This window comes from Hwanghaeella grinnelliae (assembly GCF_004005845.1).
In the GTDB taxonomy this organism is placed as follows: domain Bacteria; phylum Pseudomonadota; class Alphaproteobacteria; order UBA8366; family Aestuariispiraceae; genus Hwanghaeella; species Hwanghaeella grinnelliae.
Genome location: NZ_SADE01000003.1, coordinates 218,478 through 244,779 on the forward strand (window position 1 = coordinate 218,478; position 26,302 = coordinate 244,779).

A 26,302-nucleotide genomic window follows, 5' to 3' on the forward strand; every position below is an offset into this window, starting at 1 on the left:
CTTGCGGGGGGCTTCCTTGCTTTTCCAAAGAACGCCATGTAAGCCGACCCAAGGCTGACGCGGCTTGCACAGCCCCACACATCATAAGCGACCGGTTGAGGCGATAGGTTGGTTCGACTTGCCAGCAGGAGCGTACGGGTGATGGCTCGTCCGGCCGCCCGTTGAAGATTCTTCAAATAATGGCCGGCGCCAAGATCGGCGGCGCCGAAGGATTCTTCGAACGCTTATGCGTGGCTTTAGCCAATGCCGGAACCGAGCAGCACGCCGCCATACGAACCCATGACAGACGCGCCCGCCTGCTGGCTGAAGCCGGCATCCCCGTTACCGAAATGCGGTTTGGCGGGAAGCTGGACATCCTGACGGGTCGTCGCCTGAACACCTTGGCCCGATCCTTCCAACCCGACGTGGCGCTCGCTTGGATGAGCCGCGGCGCGTCGTTCATGCCCTCAGGCCCCTTCGTGAAAACGGCCCGGCTCGGCGGGTATTACGACCTGAAATATTTCCGCCGCTGCGACCACTTGATCGGCAATACGCCGGATTTGCGCGACTATTTGATCCAACAAGGCTGGCCGACTGAAAAATCGTGGTATCTGCCCAATTTTGTCGACGACCGCGCCCTGCCGGCGCAGGACCGCGCCGCCTTGGACACCCCCGAGGATGCGCCGCTGATCCTTTGCCTGGGCAGGCTGCACCGAAACAAGGGTTTCGACACTGCCTTGCATTCCTTGGCAGACCTGCCCGGCGCCTATCTATGGATCGCCGGTGAAGGACCTGAACGGGACGCGTTGACGCGCCAAGCGGAAGACCTCGGTCTTGCGCCGCGGGTTCGGTTTCTCGGCTGGCGAAACGACGTGCCCGCACTGTTGGCTGCGGCGGATATCTTCCTGTGCTCATCTCGCCACGAACCGTTGGGGAATATGGTGATCGAAGCCTGGGCGCATGGTGTCCCCGTCGCCGCCGCCGCCTCACAGGGGCCATCGCAACTGATTCAGGACGGCATCAACGGATTGCTTGCGCCGATCGACGACGCGGCGGCCTTGGCGAAAGCCGCCGACTCGCTCATCAAGGATGGGGCATTGGCTCAGGAATTGGCCGGCGCCGGGAACGCCGCCTATCGGGGGCAATACACGGAAGGACATGTGGTGCAGCAGTACCAGGACTTCTTCGATCAGATCTCCACAGGCGGGGCGTCCTCCGACAGAAGGGGGAATAGCTGATGTGCGGCATTGCCGGTGTGATGATGCGGCACGGCGCTGCCGTCGCCCCGAAGACCCTCGACGCCCTAGCCTCCGCGCTGCAGCATCGCGGACCCGACGGATCCGGCCGTCATTTGGCCGGCGATGTAGGGCTGGTGCAGACACGATTGGCAATCATCGATCTGCAGACAGGCGACCAACCCCTGTACGAACCGGGCGGCGCCGCCTTGGTTGCGAATGGTGAGATCTACAATTACGTGGAACTCCGCCAGGAAATGACGGACACGCCGTTCCGGACGCATTCCGATTGTGAAGTCCCGCTTTGGCTTTATCGGCGTGACGGGACCGATTTCGCCCGTGACCTGCGGGGTATGTACGCGATCGCCATTCACGACCCGTCGGAAGCACGGCTCGTTCTGGCCCGCGACCCTTTCGGCATAAAGCCGCTTTATTACGTCGAACGCGACGACCTGTTCGCCTTTGCTTCCGAACCACAGGCTTTGATCGCAGCAGGCATGGTCGCGCCGGAGGTCGAAGATCGGCAGCGGGAAGAATTGCTGCAACTGCAATTCACCACGGGCGGCCAAACCATTTTCAGTGGAATCAAGAGAGTCCTTCCCGGCGAAACCGTTGTGATCCGCGGCGGCCGGATTGTCGAGCGGCGGCAACGGCATGCCTTGCCAACGGGCGGCCCCGAGCACATCGGCATGGACGATGCCGTCCAGCGGTTGGATCACGCTCTCACCGATAGTGTTCTGGTTCATCAGCGTTCCGACGTACCCTACGGCCTGTTCCTATCCGGCGGCATCGACAGCACCGCGATCCTTGCCTTGATGGCCAAGCTGAACGATCAGCCTGTCGTCGCCTTCACCGCCGGTTTCAGCGGCGGCAAAACACACGACGAGCGCGACCACGCCCGCATGCTGGCGAAGAAGGTCAATGCGGAACACCACGAAGTCGATTTCGGGCAGGAGGATTTCTGGGCACTGCTGCCCCGTGTCGCCGCCTCAGTCGACGATCCCGCTGCAGATTATGCAATTCTGCCGACGTGGAAACTGGCGCAGACCGCCGCGCAGGGATTGAAGGTTATCCTCTCCGGCGAAGGCGGTGATGAGATATTCGCAGGTTATGGCCGTTACCGCAGTGTGCTTCGCCCGTGGTTTCTGGGCGGACGAACGATACGCCATCGCGGCAACTTCCAAGGATTAGACGTGCTGCGGGAGAACAGCACGGATTGGCGTGACGGCATCGCGACGACGGAGGCGGTTTCGCACGCGCAAGGCCGAAGCAAACTGCAAGCCGCCCAGGCTGTCGACGCCGCGGATTGGTTGTCGAACGACCTTCTGACAAAGCTGGATCGATGCCTCATGGCGCATGGTTTGGAGGGGCGCACCCCCTTCTTGGATCCGGTCGTCGCCGATGCGGCTTTCCGGCTGCCCGATGGCCTTAAAATCAAGAAAGGGCTTGGCAAATACGTTCTGCGGCAATGGCTGCAAAACGTCATGCCCGAGGCTGAGCCTTTTTCCAGAAAGCGGGGCTTTACGGTTCCGGTAGGCGATTGGATAGCATCGCAAAGCGGCCGCCTGGGTAGCTTGATAGAAGAGCAGGAAGCAATTCAGCAAATTTGCAAACCGGGAAGAGCCAAGGATCTGTTCACCGCGGGCGGCAAGCACAAAGGTTTCGCGGCGTGGATACTGCTGTTCTATGCGCTGTGGGCGAAGCAGCATATCGAAGGTGTGGATATAAGGCAGGCAACTGTCTTCGAGGCGCTGGCGCAGCGTTAACGTTGCGAGATCCCTCGATCAATCATGCTTCTTCTGCCGCTTGTCATAGGCGCTGAGCGCGCTGTTGATTTCACCGGCCATGGTTGCCGCGTCGCTGGTGGGATGGAATCCCAGCAGGATAGCGTCGGAAACGGGTTTCAGCAGGCTAACATCCTTGGTGCTGGGCGCCATCAGGTTGTCCAGTAGACGCTCCACCACATCGATCATGTTGTTGCAGAGATTGCTGACATGTTCGTATTCCGTACCCAGCATCCGCTCCGCGGTGTCGCGGCTGGTTGTCAGCACGCTGCGCAGATGTTCTTCCAGCTCCGGGTCGTCCAGCCGGTCTTCCGCCAACGCCGGAAGAATGAGGCCGACCAGGAAGCAGATCTGAAAGGCATTCCGTTTCAAGCGCTGATCATTGATGGTGTTTTGCGCCCGCTTGACCAAAGCGGAAAGCTTGGTCGGATCCATCTTCTCGCCGCTGATCTTCACACTCAACGTGTTCGGCACCTCGATCAGCGGGATATCCGATCCCCGCGATACATCCTTGCGGCGATCCGGACCGATATAATCACTGGTTACGACAAAAGGTTTCCGGTTTTCGGTCAGAACCTTGATCCTGTCGACCAATTGCTGCGGCGAGACCGGTTTCACAAGCAGATCGTCGGTTCCGGAATTGGCGACGTCCTGAACCAGCACCTCCGTCGGTCGCCACATCGTTACGATGAATGGGACGAAAGGGTTTTCCCCGATATGCCCATGCCTGACGTCGTAGATCAGTTCCGATACGCTGCCGCCCTTGGTTTCCGCATCGATGATGATCAGGTCCGGCGCACGGGTCGCCAGCAATTGGCGCACGTGTCCCACATTCTCGACGTCGATGACGTTTTCGAATTTCTCATTGCGCATTGCCAAGCGGATGTTCGAGCGGAGTTGTCGTTCCGGCTCACCGAACAAAATCTCAACATTCTTGCGCGTCTCCGGTCGTCGACCGAGATCAACCATCGCTACCAACTACGTCCCAAATGCTCCCGTGAGTTGGACAATCTCACACTGTCGTCGGGCTGTCCAACTGACGCAACATCGTGCAATTCCGGAGACTTACCGTATCCGAGCGATCCGACGTGACCGAGCTATGACGAGCGGGGATGCTTGATCGCCGCCTGGGCGGCTGCGAGACGCGCGATCGGCACCCGGAAGGGGGAGCAGGAAATATAGTCCAACCCAACTGTCTGGCAGAAGTCGATCGACTTTGGATCCCCACCATGTTCGCCGCAGATTCCAACCTTCAGGTCCGGACGGGTAGCCCGGCCACGCTCCTTGGCAATCGAAATCAACTCACCAACTCCATCCACATCCAGGGTCTGGAAGGGGTCCTGCTCGATGATGCCGCGTTTTTCATAGGCACCAAGGAAGGCGCCCGCGTCGTCCCGGCTGATCCCCAAAGTCGTCTGGGTCAGGTCATTGGTGCCGAAACTGAAGAAAGCAGCGCTTTCCGCGATGACACCGGCCTGCAGGGCTGCCCGCGGCAGCTCGATCATGGTGCCGACGGTATAGACGGGTTCGACGCCCTTCTCCTGGCCAACCTGTTTGGCGACACGGTCGATAACGTCCTTCAGCAGATCCAGTTCCTTGCGGATACCGACAAGCGGAACCATGACTTCGACATGCGTCGGCTCACCCGTCGTTTCGGCAGCCTCGATTGCCGCTTCGAAGATCGCACGAGCCTGCATTTCACAGATCTCGGGATAGGAATTCAGCAGCCGACAGCCCCGATGTCCCAGCATCGGGTTGGATTCGTGCAATTGCGCCGCGCGGCGCCGTACCTTTTCCACGCTGACGCCAATAGCGGCAGCCACTTCGTCGAATTCCACCGTTTCGCGGGGCAAGAATTCGTGCAGCGGCGGATCCAAAAGACGTACTGTGACCGGAAGCCCCTTCATGATGGTGAACAGTTCGACGAAGTCCGCCTTCTGCATCGGCAAGATCTTCTTCAAGGCGGCACGCCGGCCTTCTTCCGTTTCGGCGAGGATCATTTCGCGCACGGCGGTAATCCGGTCCCCGTCGAAAAACATATGTTCGGTCCGCGCAAGCCCGATGCCTTCCGCACCGAAATCACGGGCGGTACGCACATCGTCCGGCGTTTCCGCGTTGGCGCGAACACCAAGATCGCGGATTTCATCCGCCCATTCCATGATACGGCCAAAATCACCGCTCAATTCAGGTTGAACGGTCGGTACACGCCCTTCGATCACCTGGCCTGCGGCACCGTCGATGGTGATCCAGTCGCCTTCCGTGATCGTCACGCCCCCGACGGTGAAAGTGCCCGCCTTGTAATCGATGGCGATATCCCCAGCACCGGCGACGCAGGGACGGCCCATGCCACGCGCGACAACCGCCGCGTGGGAGGTCATACCGCCCCGGGTCGTCAAGATGCCTTCAGCAGCGTGCATGCCGTGAATGTCTTCCGGCGAAGTTTCAATGCGAACCAGCATGACCCGATCGCCGTTCTGCGCGCGCTTTTCCGCTTCGTCCGCGCTGAAGACAACCTGTCCGCTCGCTGCACCGGGACTGGCCGGCAGACCGGTGCCGATGACCTTACGGTCGGCGTCCGGGTCCAGCATGGGATGGAGGATCTGATCCAGCGATTGCGGCTCAATCCGGGAAACAGCGGTCTGCTTGTCGATCAAACCTTCGTCCACCATGTCGCAGGCGATCTTGATCGCTGCCTTCCCGGTGCGTTTGCCCGACCGCGTCTGCAGCATGAACAACTTGTCCTTCTGCACCGTGAACTCGATGTCCTGCATATCGCGATAATGCTTTTCCAGCGTCTCGCGCACCTCGTCGAGCTGCTTGAAAACAACCGGCATGACTTCTTCCATCGCGGGAAGCGTGGAATGCTGCATGTCCTTGCCGACGATCGTCAGGTTCTGTGGCGTGCGGATCCCGGCCACCACATCTTCGCCCTGCGCGTTCACCAGATATTCGCCGTAGAACCGGTTGTCGCCGGTCGACGGGTCACGGGTGAAGGCAACGCCGGTCGCGCAGTCCGAGCCCATATTGCCGAACACCATGGCCTGAACGTTGACGGCTGTTCCCCATTCTTCAGGGATATCGTGCAGTTTCCGGTAAACCACGGCGCGATGCGTTTGCCAGCTGCTGAATACCGCGCCCACGGCGCCCCAGAGCTGATCCTGGACATCCTGCGGGAAGGGTTTGCCCAGCGCGTCCTCAACCGTCTTCTTGTACTCGCCGATCAGTTCCTTCAGGTCGTCAGCCGTCAGTTCCGTGTCCTGAGAAACGCCGCGCAGATCCTTTTTCAACTCCAGAAGATCTTCGAAATCGTGGTGATCGACGCCGAGCACCACGTCGGAATACATCTGGATGAAGCGCCGGTAACTGTCATAAGCGAAACGGGCATCGCCGCTTGCCTTGGCCAGCCCCTCGACCGTTTCATCGTTGAGGCCCAAGTTGAGAACCGTATCCATCATGCCCGGCATAGAGACGCGCGCACCGGACCGGACCGAAACCAGAAGCGGGTTCACGGCGTCGCCCAGCTTGGTTCCGACAATGGCCTCCACGGCCTTCAAGCCCTCGGCAACCTCAGCGGCCAATTCCGGCGGGTAGGTTTCCCCGTTCTGGTAATAGTAGGTGCAGACTTCGGTGGTGATCGTGAAGCCCGGCGGAACCGGAAGCCCGATACTGGACATTTCCGCGAGGTTCGCACCCTTGCCGCCCAACAGGTTGCGCATCTTGGCGCCCCCCTCGGCAATACCTTTACCGAAGCTGTAGACCCACTTGGTCATCGATCAATACCCTTTCCCGATCCACGCCACGCCCGCCGATTTCGGCAGGACCTATTTGTCACCCTCAATTTGTCCAAAATCCGCAACCAGCCCCATCGTAGCCCGGATGCGGGACAAAAGTTTCAACCTGTTGACGCGCAAGGCGTCATTGTCCGCGTTTACCGTCACCTTCTCGAAGAAGGCATCCACGGGACTACGCAAACCGGCAAGCGCCGCCATCGCGCCGGCGAAATCTTCCGCCTCGCGGGCCGCGTTCGCATCTTCCGCCGCATCGCCCAGCGCAGAGGCCAGGGCCTTTTCCTCAGCAAGTTCGAAGATGGCGTCGTCCGGCTCCCCATCAAAGGAGGTTCCGTCTTTCTTCTCTTCGATCCGCAAGATATTCGCGGCACGGCGATAGGCCGTCAGCAGGTTCGATCCATCCTCGGAGTCGAGGAAGGTTTTCAATGCCTCTACCCGGGCAACCAAACGAACCAGATCGTCTTCATCACCAAGCGAGAAGAGCGCCGTGATCAGATCGTGGCCGACCCCTTCCTCACGCAAATGCACTTTCAAGCGGTCGGCAAGGAAGGCCAGCAAATCCAGCGCCGTATCGGTCGCCTTTTCCACCGGGACATCGACCAGCTTCTGTTCCGCGTATAGGCCGAACTGTTCCGCGAAGACATGCCCAAGCGGCAGGCGCAGCCCGTTTTCCAAGATGAGCCGGATCACCCCCAGGGCGGCCCGGCGCAGCGCGAACGGGTCCTTCGATCCTGTCGGTTTTTCGTCGATCAGCCAGAAGCCGGCCAAGGTATCGATCTTTTCCGCCAAGGAGACGGCGACCGAGGTCGGCGCGGTCGGGCAATCGTCCGCCGGGCCGGCCGGCGAATAGTGTTCCGCGATGGCATTCGCCACCAGGTCTTCTTCATCCTGGTCGAGCGCATAATAGCGCCCCATGATACCCTGCAGCTCCGGGAATTCGCCGACCATTTCGGTCACGAGGTCCGCCTTGGCCAGTTGCGCCGCGCGGCGCGCCAAGGTGCTGTCGCCACCGGGAACGTGTTCCGCCAAGGCATCGGCCAAGGCCGCGATCCGGTCGACCCGTTCCGCGACACTGCCGAGTTTGGCGTGGAAAATAATCTTGGCGAGGTCGTCGAGCCGCTCTTCCAACGGTGTCGAACGGTCCTGGTCCCAGAAGAACTTGGCGTCGGACAATCGTGCGCGCAGGACACGCTCGTTCCCATCCACGATGGCCTTGCCACCGTCGCCCGCCACCATGTTCGCGACCACCGCGAAACGCGGCGCCATCAGGCCATCGACGGTTTCCAGCGCAAAATACTTCTGATGGGTCCGCATAGAGGTAGTCAGAACCTCCGGCGGAACTTCCATAAAGGCCTCGTCGATCTTGCCGATCAGGACAACCGGCCATTCGACCAGCCCGGAAACCTCGTCCAACAGGGCCGGATCCGGCTTCAGGACCAGGCCCTCGGCGGCGGCCCGCTCCTCAAGCTGCTTCAGGATGATCGCCTTGCGCTCATCATGTTCCAGGATGACATACCGCTCGCGCAGTTTGGCGCGGTAATCCGCGAAATTCTCAACGGCGAAAACACCCGGACCGAGGAAACGGTGACCATGGGTCTCGTTGCCGAACACGCGCTTGCCCGGATTGAGGTCAATCTCGCCAGCCAGGACCGTCCCGTCGAACAGGGCCAGGATCGAATGCAGCGGACGCACCCATCGGAAGGTCGAATCGGCGAAACGCATGCTTTTCGGCCAGGGAAGCTGACGCACGGCGTCGCGGACGATTTCCGACAGAACTTGCGCCGAGGGACGTCCCTTGCGCTCAATCACCGCAAAATACACCGCACCTTTCGGCGTATCGCGCTGTTCGCATTCGTCGATCGAGGAGAGGCCGACGCTTTTCAGGAAGCCTTCCACAGCCTTGTCCGGCGCACCGACCTTCGGGCCCTTTCGCTCTTCCGACAGGTCCGGCTGGCTTAACGGCAGGCCGTCGACAACAACCGTCAGGCGGCGCGGCGTGGAATAGGAGGCGATCTCGGAAAATTCCAAATTGGCGGCCTTCAAGCCGTCGGCAATCAGCTTTTCCAGGTCTTTCGACGCCCGCACCTGCATGCGCGCCGGGATTTCCTCAGAGAAGATTTCAACAAGCAGTTCGGCCATCAGAGGTGCCCCCTGCTTTTCAGGAACGCTTCCGCGCAAGCTTTGGCCAGCGTTCGGACGCGTCCGATATAGGCCTGCCGTTCGGTCACCGAAATCACCCCGCGGGCATCCAGAAGATTGAACAGATGGCTCGCCTTCAGACATTGGTCATAGGCCGGCAACGCCACACCGCCGTCGATCAAGGCACCGCATTCCTTCTCAGCATCCTCGAAATGGCGCAGGATCATCGACGTGTCCGCCAATTCGAAATTGTGTTTGGAATATTCGACCTCGGATTGATGGTAGACTTCGCCATAGGTCATATCGGCGCTGAATTGCAGATCGTAGACGTTTTCCACGCCCTGGACGTACATCGCCAAACGTTCCAACCCATAGGTCAGTTCAGTGGAGACAGGATTACAGTCAAAGCCGCCGACCTGCTGAAAATAGGTGAACTGGCTGACTTCCATCCCGTCGCACCAGACTTCCCAGCCCAGGCCCCAGGCGCCCAAAGTCGGGCTTTCCCAATCGTCCTCGACGAATCGAATGTCATGATTCGCAGGGTCGATGCCGATTTCGCGCAGACTGCCCAGGTAGAGCTCCTGGCTGTCCTCCGGCGAGGGCTTCAAGATGACCTGATACTGATAATAATGCTGTAGACGGTTCGGATTTTCCCCATAACGCCCATCCGTCGGCCGCCGCGACGGCTGGACATAGGCCGCCTTCCACGGTTCCGGGCCAAGGCTGCGCAAGGTCGTCGCCCAATGAAAGGTCCCGGCCCCGACTTCCATGTCATAGGGCTGCAGGATCACGCATCCCTGCGCCGACCAGTATCGGTGCAGGGCAAGGATCATATCCTGGAAAGTACTCACGACATTGCGCCTGTGTTGACCAAACCCACCCCCGGCCGGTTGATAGGGGCATTGACTGCCCCTTGATTTGACTGCCCCTTGAATTGAAGGCGTTCCAACCGGCTAAGTGCGGCGCAACATAACGGCGGGTGGGGCGGGAATCAACGCGCGCGTGCCCTTGGCGTGCCTTGAGACTTTCGTTGGTGCCGCAAGGGTCCGCTTTCGCCACGCCGATCGCTGTAGCCAGGCACCCTAACCGGGCGCGGCAAGACGGTTTTGCCAGGGCTGACCGAGTAGGTTAAGAAACCACGACCCGGGACCGAGGGCGGGATATGAGCCCCGGAAATGAGGACAAAGCAATGTTTCCGACCAAAAGGTTGCGCCGCCTGCGCCGTACACCGGCCCTCCGCGCGCTGATGAACGAAACCCAAGTGACCCTGGACGACCTGATCTACCCGATCTTCGTCGAGGAGGAGCTGGACGCGCCTGCACCGATTGAGAGCATGCCCGGCGTTTTCCGGATTCCCGAATCCGGTCTGACGGCGGAAGTCCAGCGTATCGCCGATCTCGGCATCCGCGCGATCCTTCTGTTCGGCGTTTCCCGGCACAAGGATGCGACCGGGTCGGATTCGATGAAAGACGAAGGTTTGGTCGGCCGCATGGTCCGAACCGCCAAGGACGCCGCGCCGGATATCCTTGTCATCGCCGATGTCTGCTTCTGCGAGTTTACCGACCACGGCCATTGCGGCGTCATCCACGACGGTGACGTCGACAATGACGCAACGCTGGACAACCTTATCGAACAGACTTTGGTCGCGGCGCGCGCCGGCGTCGATATCATTGCGCCGAGCGGCATGATGGACGGCACCATCGCAACCCTGCGCGACGCATTGGACGGCGAAGGCTTCACCAACACCCCGATCATGGCCTATTCCACGAAATTTGCATCAGCCTTCTATGGACCCTTCCGGGAAGCCGCGGGCACGACGCTGAAAGGCGACCGCAAGACCTATCAGATGCAGCCGGGCAATCGGCGTGAAGGTCTGCTGGAATCTATTGAGGATGAGGCGGAAGGCGCGGATATCCTGATGGTGAAGCCGGGCATGCCCTATCTGGACATATTGGCCGATATTCGCCGTGAAACCCTTTTGCCGCTTTGCGTTTATCAAGTCAGCGGCGAGTATTCGATGATCAAATTTGCCGGCCAGGCCGGGGCGCTGGACGAAGATGCGGTGATGTTGGAAAGTCTGACCGCGTTCAAGCGCGCGGGTGCGGACCTTATCATTACATATTTTGCGCCAAAGTTCGCGGAGCTATCGCAAAAAGCCTAGTCCGCGGCGGGAACGAGCATCCAGACAGCCAGCAGCGGGTCGTCCCCCGACCGCATCGCATGGACGATGCCGGGTGGGTTGTGGAACAAGCCGCCAACACCCGGCGCCCGCCACTGCGTTTCAGCGTTTCGAAAGTCACCCGGCGACAAGACCAGATACAATTCTTCCGGCGGATGGGTGTGGTCCGGGTAACGCACACCCGGCGCCAACAGTGAAACACCAATCCACAATTCCGAACTGACGGCCAAGCCGTCGGGGCCGACGATAATCGCATTGCCGTGGCCGTCGGGAAAATTCGGGCTGCCCGTGCCCGTCGCATCGGGCCTGGTGAACCAGGAAAGGTGCGGCGCCAAGGCCTTCAACCCGTTCGTGACTTCGTTGAGCGTATCGCTGGGCATTTGAGCGTCCAAGGCCGGCTGAAGCCAGGAACAGACGGCAATTTGGCGTCCTTCCGCACTTTCCGCGACCGGCAAATGCTCGCTGGCGGCCCGTGCCTCAACGAAGACGCGTTCGAGTCCCGGCCCGTCCAGTGCCGGTTCAACAGCGGCGAACAGGCTACCCAAGAAACGATGCAATTTTGCGTCGAGGTCGGTCTTCGTCACGCCCTCACCTGGCTTTGTGGATCAATAAGGGCAGTCCTTGCGGCCGCAATCCGAGCCGCCGACCGGAACATAGGCCCCGCAGACGGGGCATTTTTCGGTATCTTCAACAGAAGGGTCGGTGCGGCCCGTCTTTTCGCGCATGGATTTGCGCAGGCGCTCGCCCATCGTGCGCTCGCCCGGGCGGCGGTCGCCGTCCTGAACCCGCTGCGTCCGCGCGTAGAGTTTGAACCCCTGCCAGACGATCACGATGACCGCGACGAGGACCAGAAGTTTTCCGAGCGACAATCCTAACATGATCAATCCCTACGCGGCGGTTCCGGGCAGGTCAATTGCCCGGCACCCTCGCCTACAATCCCAAACGCGACCACCAGAAACGGCGATCGGCGGCGTTCACGAGAGCATCCGGCAGGGCAGAGGCAAGATCGGCACCGATACTGCCGCCGAAACCGGAATCGCCCCGCAGCCCAACCATGCGTTGGACCCAGCCCTTGCGCGGAGTCATTATCGGCAGCTTCACATTCTCGCCGAACTTGCCGCGGCAGATGGTGCGGATTTCGCCCAAACCATCCACCAAGCCAAGCTCCAGCGCCTGCTGACCGGTCCAGAACTCACCACTGAATAGTTTCTTCTCAGGTGCTTTCAAACGGTCGCCCCGGCGCTCCTTGACCCAACCGGTGAACTGTTCGTGGATATTTTTCTGCAGAGCCTTCAGGCGTTTGATGTCATCCTGGTTTTCCGGCTGGAAAGGGTCCAACTGCGCCTTTGCTTCGCCCGCGGTATAAACGCGGCGCTCGATCCCGGCTTTCTCCAAGAGTGCCGGGAACCCGAAGCCCGCCGAAATCACGCCGATGGACCCGACGACGGATGCATCCGCCGCATAGATTTCATCAGCCGCGCAGGCCAGCCAATAGCCGCCGGACGCCGCGGCATCCTCGAGGAACGCGATAACCTTGCGATCTTTTTGCGCCGCCAGCAGGCGTATGCGCTTGGCGATAAGATCGGATTGCACTGGCGATCCGCCAGGCGAATTCACAATGATGGCGACGGCGACTGCCTTGTCGTTTTCGAAGGCCTTGTCGATCGGTTCCGCTAGATCAGCCAGGGTTAGTCCGCTTTGGCGGAAACGCCCGGCATCGCCGACAACGCCCGTCAGGCGTATCACCGGGATGACCGGCCCCGCCTCCATCCGGTCGGCAAGCCGCTGGCCAATGAATGGGATCTTCCGGACGAACGGATACGGTTTTCCGGGTTTTCCCTGCGTCCCGCCGGCCGATTTCCCGCCGGTTTGGTCCTTCTCAGTCATACCGTCCCCATATGTCTTTTCGAAAATTCAGGCTGATAGTCCAACCGACGGTTTTAATCTTCTTCAGGCGGACGGCAAGCCTCCTCCAGAATCCATTCCCGGAATTGCTGGGCCGGCGTGCGCAGAGGAACGTCCTCGCGGGTCACCAAATAGTAGTCCAGCGGCACTTCATCGCCCGGCCCCAAGGGCAGAACGAGACGCCCGGCCTTCAGGTCCGATTCCATCAGCGAAACCACGCCCATGAAAACGCCTTGGCCTTCGACGGCGGCCTGATGGCCGAGATGTTTGATCGTGAAAAAGGAACGGCTGTCCAAATGGACGTCGGGAACGCCCATGATGCGCAGCCATTCGCTCCATTCGTCCGGTCCGCTGTCATCGATCAGATTGTGTTTCAAAAGATCGCTTGGTTTCTCCAAGGGCGGCGCCTTGGCAAGATAGGCGGGCGAACAGACCGGGGCGAGCGTGCCGCCGATTATCCGTTCCGCCACAAGGCCCGGCCATTCGCCCGACCCATAGCGTACGCCCATATCGACATCTTCCCGCGCCAAGTCGACGAGTTCCGTCTCAGGCGAAATGCGCACCGCGACATCGGGATATTCCGCTCGGAACCGGTTCAGGCGCGGCACCATCCAGCGAGAGGCAAATGTCGGTGTCGTCGTCACATTGACCGGCCCCGTATCATTATAGGCCTTCACCTGTTTGGTGGCGTCCAGAATTCCCTCGAAAGCATTCAACAGTCCGGCGGCATACATCGCGCCGCTTTCCGTTAAGGCAATCGATCGCCCAACCCGTTTCATCAGCTTAACCCCGAGCCACTCTTCCAGCGCTCGGATTTGCTGGCTCACGGCCGCATGAGTGACATTCAGCTCGGCCGCAGCCTGGCTGACGCTCAGGTGTCTGGCCGTCGTCTCGAAGGCGCGTATGGCAGTCAACGAAGGTAGTTTGGGATGCATGAGTTTAATGTAAGGTAAACTTACATATTTGCAAGAATTCTTGACTGGAAATTTTTCTTCGCAAGGCGCAACTAATCGTTAACACATTGAGCGTAGAAAGCGTCCCGACGGACACTGGCTCGACAGACACTATAGCGGTTAAGGAGATTTGAAATGAAGACCTTTGCTTTGGACTACATGATGGTTGCAACCCTGGCCGACACCCGTGTCGATGACGAGCGTCAGGCCCAGTATTACCGTGAACTTCGCCGGGAAGCGGAAATGCAGGAGCGGAACCGCCAGGCGTGGAACGCGCGCTGGAAAGCCGTTCGTTCCCTGTTCGCCTCGACTGCGAAGCCGACGGTCCAGACCGGCAACGCCGGCCCGATCGCAGCTGCGTCCTAAGGACAGATTAAGCAGCGTGACGACAGCCTAGCGTATTGTAATGTCAGCTAATCGGTTTGGGTGTTTTGAAATTTTATTACCCTGTCGCCGGTTCTTGAAATTATCTTATTTCAATAAGCTTATGTTACAGTGCACATGACGATTAAACGGCCGGCAGCGGAATGGGATTTCCCATCTGCGCCGGCCGTTTCAATTTGTCGATATTTTGCACCGGGAGAAGCTGCGAAAGCGTCTCGGTAACCGCGTCGAAAGTTTGCAACCCCGAGGCTCAGTTCCGTACGGTTCGGCCTTAGCCCAAGGTGACTTTGATGTCGGTAATCTCGATCGTCGGGTCCAGAAGCTTTACATTCACGACCACGCCATCGACGGGCGGCGAACTGCCGAACGAAACATCCAAGCTGTTGCCGCTGGACTGTTGCAGCAAGTTCGTTCCCGTATTGTCGGTATTGCCGACCTGATTGACCGTTATCTGGATCAGCCCGGCATTGATATCCGACAGGGCGTCCCCATTGATGAACGTTCCGCCCAATTCCACCGAAACCCGCGGGATCGCGACATTTGCTTCGGTATTGGCAATGAATTCATACCGCTCCAACCCGTCGCGGATAAACCGTTCGACGCCTGTGCTGGAGGTGGTGATGGCGGTCGTGACAAGTTCGCCGCGGGTCCCGCTAGCGGTATCCACGCCCACGACGCTTAGATAGTCCAGGTTTTCGAACTCATCAGCCTCGTATTGCAGGCTTTGGAATTCCGCCAAGGTCAATTCATGGACCTGCCCACCGGCCAGTTCAGACCCGTTCAGGAAAAGACGACCGGTCGGATCCACCAAATCGTTGTCCTCACCGGTCCGGACACTGCCGCTAAGCCGGACCAATACTTTGTCGGGTGCTGTCGCAGAGTCGCTGATGACCAGATCGCTGATATTCAAGCTCGCATCGCCGGCAATGGCGACACGACTGCTCAAGAGCTGGGTCAATTTATTGTCCAGCGTTAAACCCGCGGTTTCGGTCGCAAATGTCTCGTTCAATTTAGGCCGGTTGGAAACGCTCTCGAAAGGCGTGCGCGGTCCATCGGAACTGATCCCGAACCGCGCCTGCAAATCCCGCAGGACCTTGTCAGGCGATCGGCGCAGGAACTCGTTTTCAGGGCGATCGCGGAATCTCAGTCGGTTTTGAACCGATCGAGCGTCAACGCGTTCCGGCTCTTCCTTCAGACGGTCAAAGATCCTCTGTTCCAGCAGAATATTTTGCTGGTCGATCACATTGGCAATCGGTTGGAACAGAAAATCGGCCGTCGACGAGGAAAATCCTGGGATAAGGGTCTGCTCGTTCCGACCAATCTGCGAGAATCCGGTCGGACTCCGCAATCGGCTCAGGGACGCGGCGAGGACGACGTTATTTTGGTTACGCGAAACGGATTCAACCATTTCCTTAGCCTTTCTGGCTCTCTATCAGCCATGCCGTTTTCGGCATGCAAAGACCGTTCCACATTCCTTCTGGAGGGTACACGGACTTTGGAAGGGGTCGTATAGCACGAAATGCGGCTTAAGGGAAAGATTCTCCGCGCTGCAGAACCGCGTCAGCCTGCGCGGTATAGGCCTGCCCATTGCCGTGCAAAACCAAGCCCGGCAACAAGGTCGCACCACCCCGCACACCCTTGCGCGCCCGCACGATGACGCGCTTCGCGGCAACCCCGGCGCGCGGCCAGAGGGGAATGATCTCGACATCGCCCGCCTTGCCGTGAAGCGCCGCCAAAATCGCATCCAGCCGGTCCGCCCGGTGAATGACCGTGAAGCCCCCCTTATGACGCAGCAGTGCCAAACCCGCCCCAATCCACTCGGCAATCGTTGCCGCGCTTTCGACATTCGACCGCGCCTTGTCGGCGATGGGGGATTTGTCCGCGGACAGCGCCTCCATATACGGCGGATTGGTGAAAACCTGGTCGAAGGGCGGCATTTCGCCCGGTAAAGCGGCTAAATTCCGAATATCCGCCTCACTGACCGTCATTCGGTCGGCGAAACCGTTCAATTCCGCATTGGTCCGGGCAATCGCGGCAGCATCGACGTCAATCTCAACCCCCAGACCGGATGCGTCGCGTACACGGTGCAGGTAACACAGCAGCGCCGCGCCGGTTCCGGTTCCAAGATCGAGCACCCGGCCGCTCGGCCGGGCGAGTGGGACCGCGGCGGCCAGCAGAACAGAATCGATGGCGACCCTGTATCCGTCGCGCTTCTGACGCAGACGTACCGACCCGTTCAGCAAACTGTCGTCAGTAAGGTCCACTTTCCCGTTTCCCATAGCCGACTCACCAATTTTCCCTCGCTTCGTCGAGTATCCGAACCGCGCGGTCGTAGTCCTCTCCATCGACCATCAGACGTTTGGGGAAAGCGCCGATCGACCCTTCGATCGCGCTGACATAGACATCCATCATCAAGATTTCGATATCGGCGTCGCGCAACAAGGCTGTCAGGAAGGAGAGCCTGACCGGGTCCGTCGTCCGCAACAGTTCGCGCATCCCCACCTGCTATGCTCCCGGGCTTGAAATGGTACGCTTTCGCCGTCCAGCGACGGACGGTCTATTTATCGTGGCAAAGCCTCATCAGGATACCGTGAATCGGCCGAAAAACCGCCTATATTCAATAAACTGACGCCAAGTGCGCCTTGACCAGCCTCGCCCCCTGTCTATGTTGCGGAGTATCGGCTGTAAAGCGGCCGAACGGCAGTTGGGCCCATTGGACGGGACCGCGATTGAATTTGCCGGCCGATACGGTCGGCAGGAGGGGACATGGGGATCGTCGTTGACATCAACAAGGATCGCGAAGGCGGCCAAAAGCCGTCCATCGACGCCTTGCAACGCCTTGTCGGTGAAGATCTGCAAAGGGTCAATCAACATATCCTGACCAACATGCAGAGCCCGGTCGCCCTAATCCCGCAACTTGCGAGTCACCTGATCGCCGCCGGCGGCAAGCGCTTACGCCCGATGCTGACCCTGGCTTCGGCAAACCTTTGCGGTTACACCGGCACGCGCCATATCGGCTTGTCGGCCTGTGTCGAATTCATTCACACCGCGACCCTGTTGCATGACGATGTCGTCGACGAATCCGAGCTGCGCCGCGGCCAAGAAAGCGCCAATGCGGTCTGGGGCAACCAGGCCTCGGTCCTTGTTGGGGATTTCCTGTTTTCCCGCGCCTTCCAGTTGATGGTGGCCGACGGGTCGTTGCAGGTTTTGAAAATTCTGTCCGACGCATCCGCCATCATCGCCGAAGGCGAAGTTCTTCAATTGATGACCGCGAATGATCCACAGGCCTCCGAGGAAGCCTATCTGGAAGTTATCCGGTCCAAGACCGCGACGCTGTTCGCCGCGGCAAGCCGGGTCGGTGCGGTCGTTGCGGACCGGCCGAACATCCAGGAAGAAGCGCTGGAATCCTTCGGGATGAATCTGGGCATCGCTTTCCAGCTGATCGACGACGTCCTGGATTATTCCGCCAAGCAAGCGCAATTGGGCAAGACCGTGGGCGACGACTTCCGCGAAGGGAAGGTCACACTGCCGGTCATCCTGGCCTGGCGCCGCGGCAGCGAGGAAGAACGCGATTTCTGGCGCCGGACGATCGAGCGCCTGGACCAAACCGAAGACGATATCGAAACCGCCATCGGGCTGATGACCAAGCACCGCTCCTTGAACGACACGGTGGAACGCGCCCGCCATTACGCGGCGATCGCCAAGGATTCATTGGGCATCTTCCCGGACGGCGACATGAAGGCCGCCATGCTGGAAGTTGTCGATTTCTGCGTCGAACGCGCCTACTGATTCGACACGCTATGATACGCCGCGCCACCGCGCAGGACGTTCCGACCCTCGCCAACCTTTACGCCCGCTTCTATGCCGAAGACGCGATCGACGTTTCCGTTGACCGCATCCGGAAGAATCTGGGCGCCATGGTGTTGGACGAACGCGCGGCCATCTGGGTGGTGGAACACGACGGCAATATTGTCGGTTTTTCGTCCGCCAGCTTGACGCTCGGCATCGAGTTCGGATGGGCGTCCGAGATCGAGGACCTTTACGTTTTGCCGGAGCATCGTGGCAAAGGTCTGGCGAAACGCCTTTTCCAAACCGCGATCGATTGGTCGGAGACGTGCGGAGCGTCGGAAATTCTGCTGGTCGTGACGCCCGAAGCGGAATCCGACCAGGGGCTTATCGCCTTCTACGAGAAACTGGGATTCAGCAGGTCCGACCGCATCGTAATGTACAAAAGCGGAAATCAATAGCGGGCGCCCCAATGACTGCCGCCGTATTTAGGGGATCAAGTCTTCCATGAAGGGCGGAAGGGCAAAGGCGGCCATATGGACCGACGGGCTGTAATACTTGGTCCGCACCTTTGCATCGGCAAACCGCCGCGAAAGATCTTCTACACCGGCCGCCGCCTCCAAATCCGTCGCCTTGCTAGCCCAGGTCAACGCCATCTGCCCGCCGATATAGGTGGGGGTGACCGTCAAATAAGTGCCGATATTCGGGAACAACCCGCCCAGCAACGTCAGCGTATCGGTAAATTCCTGCGGCTGATAGATCGGGACGCCTGTTTGGAAGACCGCGACTCCGCGGTCCGTCATCGCGTCTTTCAGCCGGCCATAGAATGTCTCGCCGAACAGAATTTCGGCCGGGCCGACGGGATCGGGACGGTCCGCGATGATCAGGTCATAGCGGCCTTTCGCTTCCGGCGCGGCCAGAAAATCAAACGCATCCACCGCATGCACGTTCAGGCGCGGATCGTCGAAGACACCGTTATGCACCTTTGGCAAATGCTGCTTCGACAATTCGATGACGCGCCCGTCGATATCGACGAGGTCGACCGACTTCACACCGGAATGTTTCAGGATTTCTTCCGCCACCGCGCCATCGCCACCACCGACGATCATCGCGTGTTCGATTCCGTCGAGAGCAAAGATCGCCGGCTGCGCAAGCATCTCGGAGTAAGTGAACTCGTCCAACTCGGTCAGTTGGATGATGCCGTCCAACACCAGAACCCGGCCATGCATGACGCTGTCGAAAATCAACAGGTCCTGGAAAGCCGTCTTTTCCTCAGCCACGACGGCGGTCGCACCGAATTGCTGCGCGTATCCATCGTAGAGAGTTTCGGAAACGGTCCTGGTACCAGTCATGGTCATCGTCAAGCAGCCTCGCTCACCTTCTTGGATTTCATCGGAATGACCGTCGCTTCGGCCCAGAACGGATAGCCCGCCACTTCGACATACAAGTCGGAATGGAAGCCGTTGAAATGGGTGCGATAAGCGTTTGAATAGGCGCCCATCTTGCCGATCTCCAGCCAATCGCCGGTCTTCACATCGTTCGGAATATAGAACGGACCGGGGCAGGAATCGACACTGTCACAGGTCGGACCGAAGATCTGGAACCCGGCCTCGTCGCCATCGATGGTTTCCGTTTCACCGAAACCATCCGGACGCAGTGTCTGAATCGGGAAAACCGGTCCAAGATATTTCAGTTCCGACAGGCCGCCGAACACGCCGTCATTCACGAACAGGTCGTGCCGGCGGCGAAGGTCGACACGGACCAGCATCGACTGGCCGACACCGACCAGGCCGCGGCCCGGTTCGCACCGCAGCGCGACCTCGCCTTCGAAGGCCAAATCATCGACCGCGCGCGCAATTTCATCGACATAGGACCGGAAGTTGCCTTCGGAGCCGGTATAGATCGCTGGGAAACCACCGCCGACGTCGAGGACATCCAAGGGCACATTCGCCAACGCCTGAACACGGCGGCAGATCTCCAGAGCCTGCCGGAACGCCAGCGGATTGGTGCAGTATGAACCGACATGGAAAGTCAGCCCGGTCTGGAAACCGCGGCGATGCACTTCGCCCAGAAGTTCCGCGGCTTCTTCGATCGGGGCGCCGAACTTGCCGGTCAGATCCATCGCGGCCTGGCCGCGCGGCATTTCCACGCGCACGACAAGGGTCGTGTCCGCGGTGTTGTTCGCGCCGACTGCGGCAACGATCTTTTCAAGTTCATCGATATGATCGAGCGCGAAAGCCTTCACGCCGTGGACGCGGTATGCGGCTTCGATCGCGTGCACCGGCTTGACCGGGTGCATGAAATGGCATTCCGCATCCGGGAACATACCGCGGATTAGTTCGATCTCGGCAATGGACGCCGTATCGAAATGGCGGACACCACCCGCATACAGGGCGCGCAGGACAAGCGGGTTGTCGTTGCATTTTACCGCATACAGGACATCACCCGGAAAATCCGCGACGGCCGTGCGGGCAGTGTCCGCCAAAACTTCTGGATAGACGACGTGAACAGGCGCTTCCGGAGAAAACGCAGAGACAAAAGAGTATACGTCGCGATGGGTTTCGCGCATTGTTCGACCCTCCCAATTAAGACCGTTGTCGGTCAACCGGGGAATCGAGCCTCTGCGCGCTCAACCGAACTCACCCGCGGCTCTACCCGCAGTCGCAAGCCCACGTTGGCTCTCATCCGTTGCAGCGCCCATATCGGGCCAAACGCCTTACATGTCCAGTGTTAAATTCAGAAATTTTTATGACCCGTCATCAAGGCCGCCATGCAATTATTGCATGGCCTTCAAATCCGGCTCGATTGTGCGAAAACGCAGGGCCTTATGGACGGCAGGAAAATGGCTTTATCGGACATACTGATATCGGTTGCGGCAATCGTTGCGGTGAACTTCGCCGCCTGGATAACGCCCGGGCCGAACATGATTGCCGTGATCAGCGCTGCCGTCTCCGCAGGCCGGCCTGCCGGCCTCGCAACAGGGCTGGGCCTGGCACTGGGAACCGTCATATGGGCGGGCCTAGCACTTGCCGGCGTCACCGTTTTGTTTGACGTATTTCCCGATGTCGCCTTTGCCTTACGCCTGTTGGGCGCGGGCTATCTTTTCTGGCTTGGTATGAAGGCTTTGCGGGCTGCGGCCGAGGACGATTGCAGCCTCTTGCCTGGCAAGAAGACATCGCCAGGTCATACTGTTTTGAAGGGCGCCTTCATTACCGGCCTATCCGTCAGCCTGACCAATCCGAAAGCCGCCTTGTTCTTCGGGTCTATCCTGACCGCTTTCGTTCCACGGGCAGCGACCGATGCCTATCTGATCGGTGTCGTGGCACTATGCGGCCTATTGGCCGTGTGCTTTCACTCGACGACGGCTTTCGTGTTTTCGACGCCTTTTGCGATCCGAAAATTCAATGATGGTCGACGGCGCATCACGGCGGGTTTCGGCGTGGTTTTTTCCGGGATGGCTCTGGCAGTCGCCTATGATGCGTTGAGACGCTAAACGGACTCTTTCCCGCAATTTAAGGCAATCGTAAAACTTCGGACATTGGTGCATGAGCGCGCACGGCACGCCCCACGGCAAAGGCAGACCGGCAAAGAAACGCAAGGCCGCATGAGGACGGATCAGACTAACGACGCGATTGGGGTGGCCGGATTCGGCCGCCCCTCACCGGTTTGTCGTGTGCCATCGGAATTGAGCCGCTCAAAATCCCTAGAGGGCCGACCGTAAAACTCGGCGTCCGCACCGCGCTCTTAAAGTCAGACACCTGCACGGCTCTATAGGCGGTTGGCCAGGCGATTGCCGGCGCCTTATCGTCCGAGTCTCGGATAGTCCTCTTCCAGGCCTTTAGGATAAATCCGCTGAAGGTCCGGAATTGTGTAGAAAGCAACGTGCAGCGGAAGCTCCATGATTATCTCGCTTTCGCGCGCCATTGGAACCACGTCGTAGTAATCGGTCACCCCCATGTTGAATCTTGGGTTTCCCTCTGCATCTGAAAGGGGCAGACACATACGCTCGACAACGCGCCGCGCCGGCGAGTTTGTCGTGTTCCCGTGAAAAATTGCCGGCGTATCCAGAATGTAGGCCCAGCGCTTACTCAGGATCTGGTCGAATTTCGGACCGATAATTTCCCGGGCCGTGAGGCCCTGGATCGATCGGCCATTGGCGGTGTTTATTTCCTCCCCCGCCAAACGGCACCGGAATACGCCGTCATCCGCCCGTTCGTATATCCATATGCATGGCAAAGCCGAGCGAATTTCCATTGGATCAATGTCCGAGCGTGCCGGCATCTGCCGATCGCCGCGGATGTCATTCCAGTGGCGGAACACAGACTTGAATCTGTCACTCAGCAAATGCTCCGGAAATACATCCGTTTCAAATTTCGACATAAATAAAATTACCCACAATCCGTGATTATCTTAGAAGCATACAGATAGGGCCATGTTACCCTCGCTTGCCGGCCGGTGTCCCGCGCCCCGGCGCCACGCTCACGGTCTACGGCGCTTTATCGGAAGCAATGCGCTGGAAGTCCGGCAAACTGAACACCACAACAGTGTCGGCGCGGCCGACAAGTACCGCGTCACGATCAATATACCGGTCCGGATCGAGATATTCCGAAGCCCCGAAGGTGAAGGTCGGCCGGCCGGCCGGATCGCTGAGCGGCAGACTGATCCGCGTTACAGTCCGATCATCCGCCGGAGCGGCCGTACTGGCGAAAAGGACGGCCGGTGTGTCGAGAACGAAATTCATGCGTTGGCGGATCGGATAATCATAGTCAGGTCCGAGGATTTCGCGCGCGGGACGTTTCATAATCGACTGACTGTGCGCGCGGTTGATCAACTCACCCGACAGTCGGCATGAAAACTCATCGTCCGGGCCACGTTCGTAAAGCCAGACATTCGACAATGCTCGCCCCAAGCGATAGGGATCGATGTCATTGCGCGATGGCATCACACGGTCACCGCGCGCCTCGTTCCAATGGCGAAAAACAATACGCAGAATCTCGCTGCCGAAATATGCCTCGAACCGCTCTGTGCCATCTGTTGGCATTATTGCAGTATTCCATATTTGTTGTGTGCCGAAGCACCTAATTACCGCTCACCGCCCACGACCGCGCAAATAGGTCAGGCGGGCACATCTTCGAAAAGCCGCTGAAACGTCGGAATCTCATAAAAGTTCACATCCAAGGATATGAAGTTAAATGAGTTCTGATCAAGTTTAGGCGCTGCTGAGTCGAAATATTGCGACACGCCGAATACGAACCGCGGCGTGCCGTCACTGTCAGCCAAGGGAACGCACAAGCGCTCGATGGTCGGGCCCACCGCGGAGCTTTTGGAAAACCCGTGATAAACTGCGCCCCGGTCCAGGGCATAATCCCAACGAAGCCTCACGACCGCATCGAACTTCGGCCCAATCACATCGCGCGCCAACCGACTTTGTATCGGTCGGCCGTAAGCGCTGTTGATTTCCTCACCTGCCAAACGGCAGCGATAGGTCATGTCGTCCTCGCGCTCATAGAGCCAGGTGCGCGTCAATGTGCGGCGCAATTCCAACGGATCTATTTCACGCCGCTCCGGCATGACGCGGTCACCGCGAACTTCGTTCCAGTGCCGGAACGCTATGCGCAGCATTTCACTTAGTTGTTCCTCTCGGAACTGGTCGTTTACTGTATCTGACATCGGCGCATATGGACATGTTCGCTCTGGGACGTACAGCGCTTTTCAGCCATCATATGGGTCAGTGTTTGGGAACCCTCAATGCGGCGGCCTCGATGCTTTTGGCATCGATGGCAAAATGATCGTACAGGTCTCTCGGCGTGCCGGTTTGGCCGAAATTGTCGACACCCAGCGGCGCCACGGAATGGCCTCGAACCGATCCCATCCAGGCCAGCGACGCCGGATGTCCGTCAATCACGGTACAGAAGCGCGCTTTCTCGGCGAGTGGTTCCAACAGGTCTTCGATATGCGCCATCTCACCGCCATCGGTCCCTTTCAGCCGGGCGCGTTCAACGCGCTGCCAATCGTTGTAAAGGCGGGCGGCGGAAGTGACGGCCAACAGGCCTGCCCCCGGGAATCGGTCCGCCAGGGCTTCGTGCGCGGAAATCGCCTGCGGTGCGACAGCGCCGGTATAGACGATAGCGAGCGATGCATCAGGGTCCGGTTTCTTCAACCAGTATCCGCCAAGCGTTATTTGGCGCTTGGTCTCGTCGTCCAACTCACGCTTTGGCTGATCTATCGGCCGGGTCGAGAGACGAAGGTAGATCGCCCCGCCGTCTTCGTCCTGCATGTAATTGAAGCCGTAGCGCATGATCTCCGCCAGTTCGTCGGCGAAGGAAGGTTCGTATCCCAGCAACCCGGGCTGCCCCATGCCGATCAGCGGCGTTGAAATGGATTGGTGCGCCCCACCTTCCGGCGCCAATGTCACGCCGCTCGGCGTCGCTACAAGCATGAAACGCGCGCCCATGTAGCAGGCGTAATTCAGCGCATCGAGGCCTCGGGAAATGAATGGATCATAGAGCGTGCCGATCGGCAGCAAACGTCCGCCGAACAGGCTTTCCGACAACCCCAGCGCCGCCAGGTTCAAGAACAGATCGTTTTCGGCGATGCCGAGTTCGATATGCTGGCCTTTCGGCGAGCGGGTCCATTTCTGGGCAGACGGCACCTTACGTTCGCGGAAAGTGTCCTCTTTTTCATAGCGTCCGAACAAACCGCGTTGGTTCACCCAAGGCCCGAGATTCGTGGAAACCGTTACATCCGGTGAGGTCGTAACGATCCGGTCCGCCAGCATGCCGCCCGCGCGTGCGATTTCGTTCAGGATGCGGCCGAAGGCTTCCTGGGTCGAGGTACGTTCCTGCCGCGATTGGGTAAGCGCCTCGGGGATCGGAACGCGCTGATCGGCCAGGCGGTACGTCTTGCGCTTTGCATAAGGCGCCTTCGCCATCTGTGAGGCCAATTCCGCTTCCGGCACCTTGATGCCTTCGAACTTGTCCCATTCATGGCCTTCGCGGACATTTTGCGCCTTGCGGAAAGCGTCCATTTGTTCCGGCGTCATCAGGCCGGCATGATTGTCCTTATGGCCCATCAGCGGCAGGCCGTAGCCCTTGATCGTATAGAAAATGAAACAGGTCGGCCGGTCGTCCTTCACCTGGTCGAAGGCGTGCAGCACCGCTTCCATGCTGTGCCCGCCCAGATTGGACATGACCGCGTGCAACTCGTCGTCGGAATAACTGTTCAACAGATCGTGCAGTTCGCCGATATCCGGTTCGTCGGCGCGGGTATCTTCCAGGATCTGCCGGCGCCAGGCCGGACCGCCCTGGAACGCCAGCGCCGAATAGACATCGTTCGGGCATTCGTTGATGAACTTCTTCAACAATCGCCCGCCCGGCTTCTTGAAGGCGTCCATCTGAAGCCGCCCGTATTTGACGGTGATGACATTCCAGCCGACGGACCGGAACATGCGCCCGATGACGCGGAACAGATGTTCGTTCACCACGCCGTCCAGGCTCTGCCGGTTGTAATCGATCACCCACCAGCAGTTCCGGATATCGTGCTTCCAGGTGTCCATCAGGCATTCGTAGACATTGCCTTCGTCCAGTTCGGCATCGCCGACAATGGCAATCATCCGGCCCGGATCATGATCCTGCGGCGTGATCCCCTTCATGCGCAAATAGTCCTGGGTCAGGGCGGCGAAATTGGTCACGGCCGCGCCCAGACCGACTGAGCCGGTAGAAAAATCGACTGTGTCATTGTCTTTGGTGCGGGACGGGTAGGACTGCGCCCCGCCGAAACCGCGGAAGGCTTCCAGCTTCTCCCGGCTTTGATTACCGAGCAGATATTGAATCGCGTGCATCACAGGACTGCCATGCGGTTTCACGGCGATCCGGTCGTGTTCATTCATCACATGGAAATAAAGCGCGGTCAGGATCGTGTTGATCGAGGCACAGGAAGACTGATGCCCGCCGACCTTCACCCCGTCCGGATTGTCCCGCAGATGGTTCGCGTTGTGGATCGTCCATGTGCTCAGCCACCGAACGCGCCGCTCAAGTTCCTCGAGAACCCGTATATCGTCTGCCGAATAGCTGGGTGCCGGGCCAGAGCCCGCGTCAATCATGGAACCGTCAGCCGCCATCGTTTCTTCCCATCGAACCATTCTATTTATCCGAACCGGGCCACCCCGTTC

At 59.3% G+C, this 26,302-nt stretch carries 24 protein-coding genes; 7 read left to right on the forward strand and 17 right to left on the reverse strand.

Annotated features, from left to right (window positions below):
- Nucleotides 1–179 precede the first annotated feature (179 nt).
- Both EOI86_RS18030 and asnB read left to right on the forward strand, forming a co-directional pair.
- Nucleotides 180–1,217 carry a glycosyltransferase gene (locus tag EOI86_RS18030; protein WP_127766871.1) on the forward strand — a complete coding sequence of 346 codons (1,038 nt, stop codon included), beginning with the start codon at nt 180–182 and terminating at the stop codon, nt 1,215–1,217.
- Nucleotides 1,217–2,980, forward strand: coding sequence for an asparagine synthase (glutamine-hydrolyzing) (asnB, locus tag EOI86_RS18035; RefSeq protein ID WP_127766873.1), 1,764 nt, complete (start codon nt 1,217–1,219; stop codon nt 2,978–2,980). The genes EOI86_RS18030 and asnB overlap by 1 nt, the downstream gene beginning before the upstream one ends.
- 18 nt (nt 2,981–2,998) lie before the next feature.
- Here asnB and EOI86_RS18040 read toward each other — a convergent pair whose 3' ends face one another.
- The 4 genes from EOI86_RS18040 to EOI86_RS18055 all read right to left on the reverse strand — a co-directional run bounded on the left by EOI86_RS18040 (nt 2,999) and on the right by EOI86_RS18055 (nt 9,758).
- Complete coding sequence (locus tag EOI86_RS18040) at nt 2,999–3,967, reverse strand: response regulator transcription factor (protein ID WP_127766875.1); 969 nt, start codon at nt 3,965–3,967, stop codon at nt 2,999–3,001.
- A 128-nt stretch (nt 3,968–4,095) separates the two neighbouring features.
- Nucleotides 4,096–6,768: a pyruvate, phosphate dikinase gene (ppdK, locus tag EOI86_RS18045; protein ID WP_127766877.1), complete on the reverse strand. Its 2,673-nt coding sequence runs from the start codon at nt 6,766–6,768 to the stop codon at nt 4,096–4,098.
- Nucleotides 6,769–6,819: 51 nt separating this feature from the next.
- Nucleotides 6,820–8,925, reverse strand: coding sequence for a glycine--tRNA ligase subunit beta (glyS, locus tag EOI86_RS18050; RefSeq protein ID WP_127766879.1), 2,106 nt, complete (start codon nt 8,923–8,925; stop codon nt 6,820–6,822).
- Complete coding sequence (locus EOI86_RS18055; RefSeq protein WP_127767586.1) at nt 8,925–9,758, reverse strand: glycine--tRNA ligase subunit alpha; 834 nt, start codon at nt 9,756–9,758, stop codon at nt 8,925–8,927. The genes glyS and EOI86_RS18055 overlap by 1 nt, the downstream gene beginning before the upstream one ends.
- 356 nt (nt 9,759–10,114) lie before the next feature.
- On the opposite strand from EOI86_RS18055, the gene hemB reads away from it, so the two are divergent.
- A complete protein-coding gene (hemB, locus tag EOI86_RS18060; protein WP_240035724.1) occupies nt 10,115–11,086 on the forward strand; it encodes a porphobilinogen synthase in 972 nt (323 codons plus the stop codon).
- Here the strand turns inward: hemB and EOI86_RS18065 are convergent.
- From EOI86_RS18065 to gcvA, 4 genes are read right to left on the reverse strand one after another with little or no spacing between them, the layout of a single operon-like run.
- Nucleotides 11,083–11,688, reverse strand: coding sequence for a dimethylsulfonioproprionate lyase family protein (locus EOI86_RS18065; RefSeq protein WP_205032252.1), 606 nt, complete (start codon nt 11,686–11,688; stop codon nt 11,083–11,085). The genes hemB and EOI86_RS18065 overlap by 4 nt on opposite strands.
- Before the next feature lie 21 nt (nt 11,689–11,709).
- The gene (locus EOI86_RS18070; RefSeq protein WP_127766883.1) at nt 11,710–11,982 is read right to left on the reverse strand and encodes a hypothetical protein; all 273 of its coding nucleotides are present in this window, start codon (nt 11,980–11,982) and stop codon (nt 11,710–11,712) included.
- 52 nt (nt 11,983–12,034) lie between these two features.
- Entirely contained in the window at nt 12,035–12,991 is a 957-nt protein-coding gene (locus EOI86_RS18075) for a S49 family peptidase (protein ID WP_127766885.1), read from the reverse strand.
- A gap of 53 nt (nt 12,992–13,044) precedes the next feature.
- Nucleotides 13,045–13,944, reverse strand: a complete 900-nt coding sequence (gene gcvA, locus EOI86_RS18080; protein ID WP_127766887.1) for a transcriptional regulator GcvA — start codon at nt 13,942–13,944, stop codon at nt 13,045–13,047.
- Between the two features lie 153 nt (nt 13,945–14,097).
- Between gcvA and EOI86_RS18085 the strand changes: the two genes are divergently transcribed.
- Nucleotides 14,098–14,328: a hypothetical protein gene (locus EOI86_RS18085; RefSeq protein ID WP_127766889.1), complete on the forward strand. Its 231-nt coding sequence runs from the start codon at nt 14,098–14,100 to the stop codon at nt 14,326–14,328.
- A 289-nt stretch (nt 14,329–14,617) separates the two neighbouring features.
- Here EOI86_RS18085 and EOI86_RS18090 read toward each other — a convergent pair whose 3' ends face one another.
- From EOI86_RS18090 to EOI86_RS18100, 3 genes are all read right to left on the reverse strand, one after another.
- Nucleotides 14,618–15,754, reverse strand: a complete 1,137-nt coding sequence (locus EOI86_RS18090; protein WP_127766891.1) for a hypothetical protein — start codon at nt 15,752–15,754, stop codon at nt 14,618–14,620.
- A gap of 118 nt (nt 15,755–15,872) precedes the next feature.
- Nucleotides 15,873–16,610 carry a tRNA1(Val) (adenine(37)-N6)-methyltransferase gene (locus EOI86_RS18095; RefSeq protein WP_240035725.1) on the reverse strand — a complete coding sequence of 246 codons (738 nt, stop codon included), beginning with the start codon at nt 16,608–16,610 and terminating at the stop codon, nt 15,873–15,875.
- 22 nt (nt 16,611–16,632) lie between these two features.
- A complete protein-coding gene (locus EOI86_RS18100) occupies nt 16,633–16,842 on the reverse strand; it encodes a putative signal transducing protein (protein ID WP_127767588.1) in 210 nt (69 codons plus the stop codon).
- A 270-nt stretch (nt 16,843–17,112) separates the two neighbouring features.
- Between EOI86_RS18100 and EOI86_RS18105 the strand changes: the two genes are divergently transcribed.
- On the forward strand, nt 17,113–18,135 hold the full coding sequence (locus EOI86_RS18105) for a polyprenyl synthetase family protein (protein ID WP_127766895.1): 1,023 nt from the start codon (nt 17,113–17,115) through the stop codon (nt 18,133–18,135).
- A gap of 11 nt (nt 18,136–18,146) precedes the next feature.
- Nucleotides 18,147–18,593 carry a GNAT family N-acetyltransferase gene (locus EOI86_RS18110; protein ID WP_127766897.1) on the forward strand — a complete coding sequence of 149 codons (447 nt, stop codon included), beginning with the start codon at nt 18,147–18,149 and terminating at the stop codon, nt 18,591–18,593.
- A gap of 27 nt (nt 18,594–18,620) precedes the next feature.
- Here the strand turns inward: EOI86_RS18110 and speE are convergent, their stop codons facing one another.
- A complete protein-coding gene (speE, locus tag EOI86_RS18115; protein WP_240035726.1) occupies nt 18,621–19,490 on the reverse strand; it encodes a polyamine aminopropyltransferase in 870 nt (289 codons plus the stop codon).
- Nucleotides 19,491–19,492: 2 nt separating this feature from the next.
- Nucleotides 19,493–20,701, reverse strand: coding sequence for a type III PLP-dependent enzyme domain-containing protein (locus EOI86_RS18120; protein WP_127766899.1), 1,209 nt, complete (start codon nt 20,699–20,701; stop codon nt 19,493–19,495).
- Nucleotides 20,702–20,974: 273 nt separating this feature from the next.
- Here EOI86_RS18120 and EOI86_RS18125 point away from each other — a divergent pair, with 273 nt between their 5' ends.
- Complete coding sequence (locus EOI86_RS18125; protein WP_161973888.1) at nt 20,975–21,625, forward strand: LysE family translocator; 651 nt, start codon at nt 20,975–20,977, stop codon at nt 21,623–21,625.
- 308 nt (nt 21,626–21,933) lie between these two features.
- On the opposite strand, the gene EOI86_RS18130 is transcribed toward EOI86_RS18125, so the two are convergent.
- The 4 genes from EOI86_RS18130 to EOI86_RS18145 form a co-directional block, all read right to left on the reverse strand.
- Nucleotides 21,934–22,512: a PAS domain-containing protein gene (locus EOI86_RS18130; RefSeq protein WP_127766903.1), complete on the reverse strand. Its 579-nt coding sequence runs from the start codon at nt 22,510–22,512 to the stop codon at nt 21,934–21,936.
- A gap of 106 nt (nt 22,513–22,618) precedes the next feature.
- Nucleotides 22,619–23,173, reverse strand: a complete 555-nt coding sequence (locus tag EOI86_RS18135; protein WP_127766905.1) for a PAS domain-containing protein — start codon at nt 23,171–23,173, stop codon at nt 22,619–22,621.
- Between the two features lie 74 nt (nt 23,174–23,247).
- Nucleotides 23,248–23,754: a PAS domain-containing protein gene (locus EOI86_RS18140; protein WP_161973889.1), complete on the reverse strand. Its 507-nt coding sequence runs from the start codon at nt 23,752–23,754 to the stop codon at nt 23,248–23,250.
- 106 nt (nt 23,755–23,860) lie between these two features.
- The gene (locus tag EOI86_RS18145) at nt 23,861–26,251 is read right to left on the reverse strand and encodes a transketolase (protein ID WP_240035727.1); all 2,391 of its coding nucleotides are present in this window, start codon (nt 26,249–26,251) and stop codon (nt 23,861–23,863) included.
- Nucleotides 26,252–26,302 lie beyond the last annotated feature (51 nt).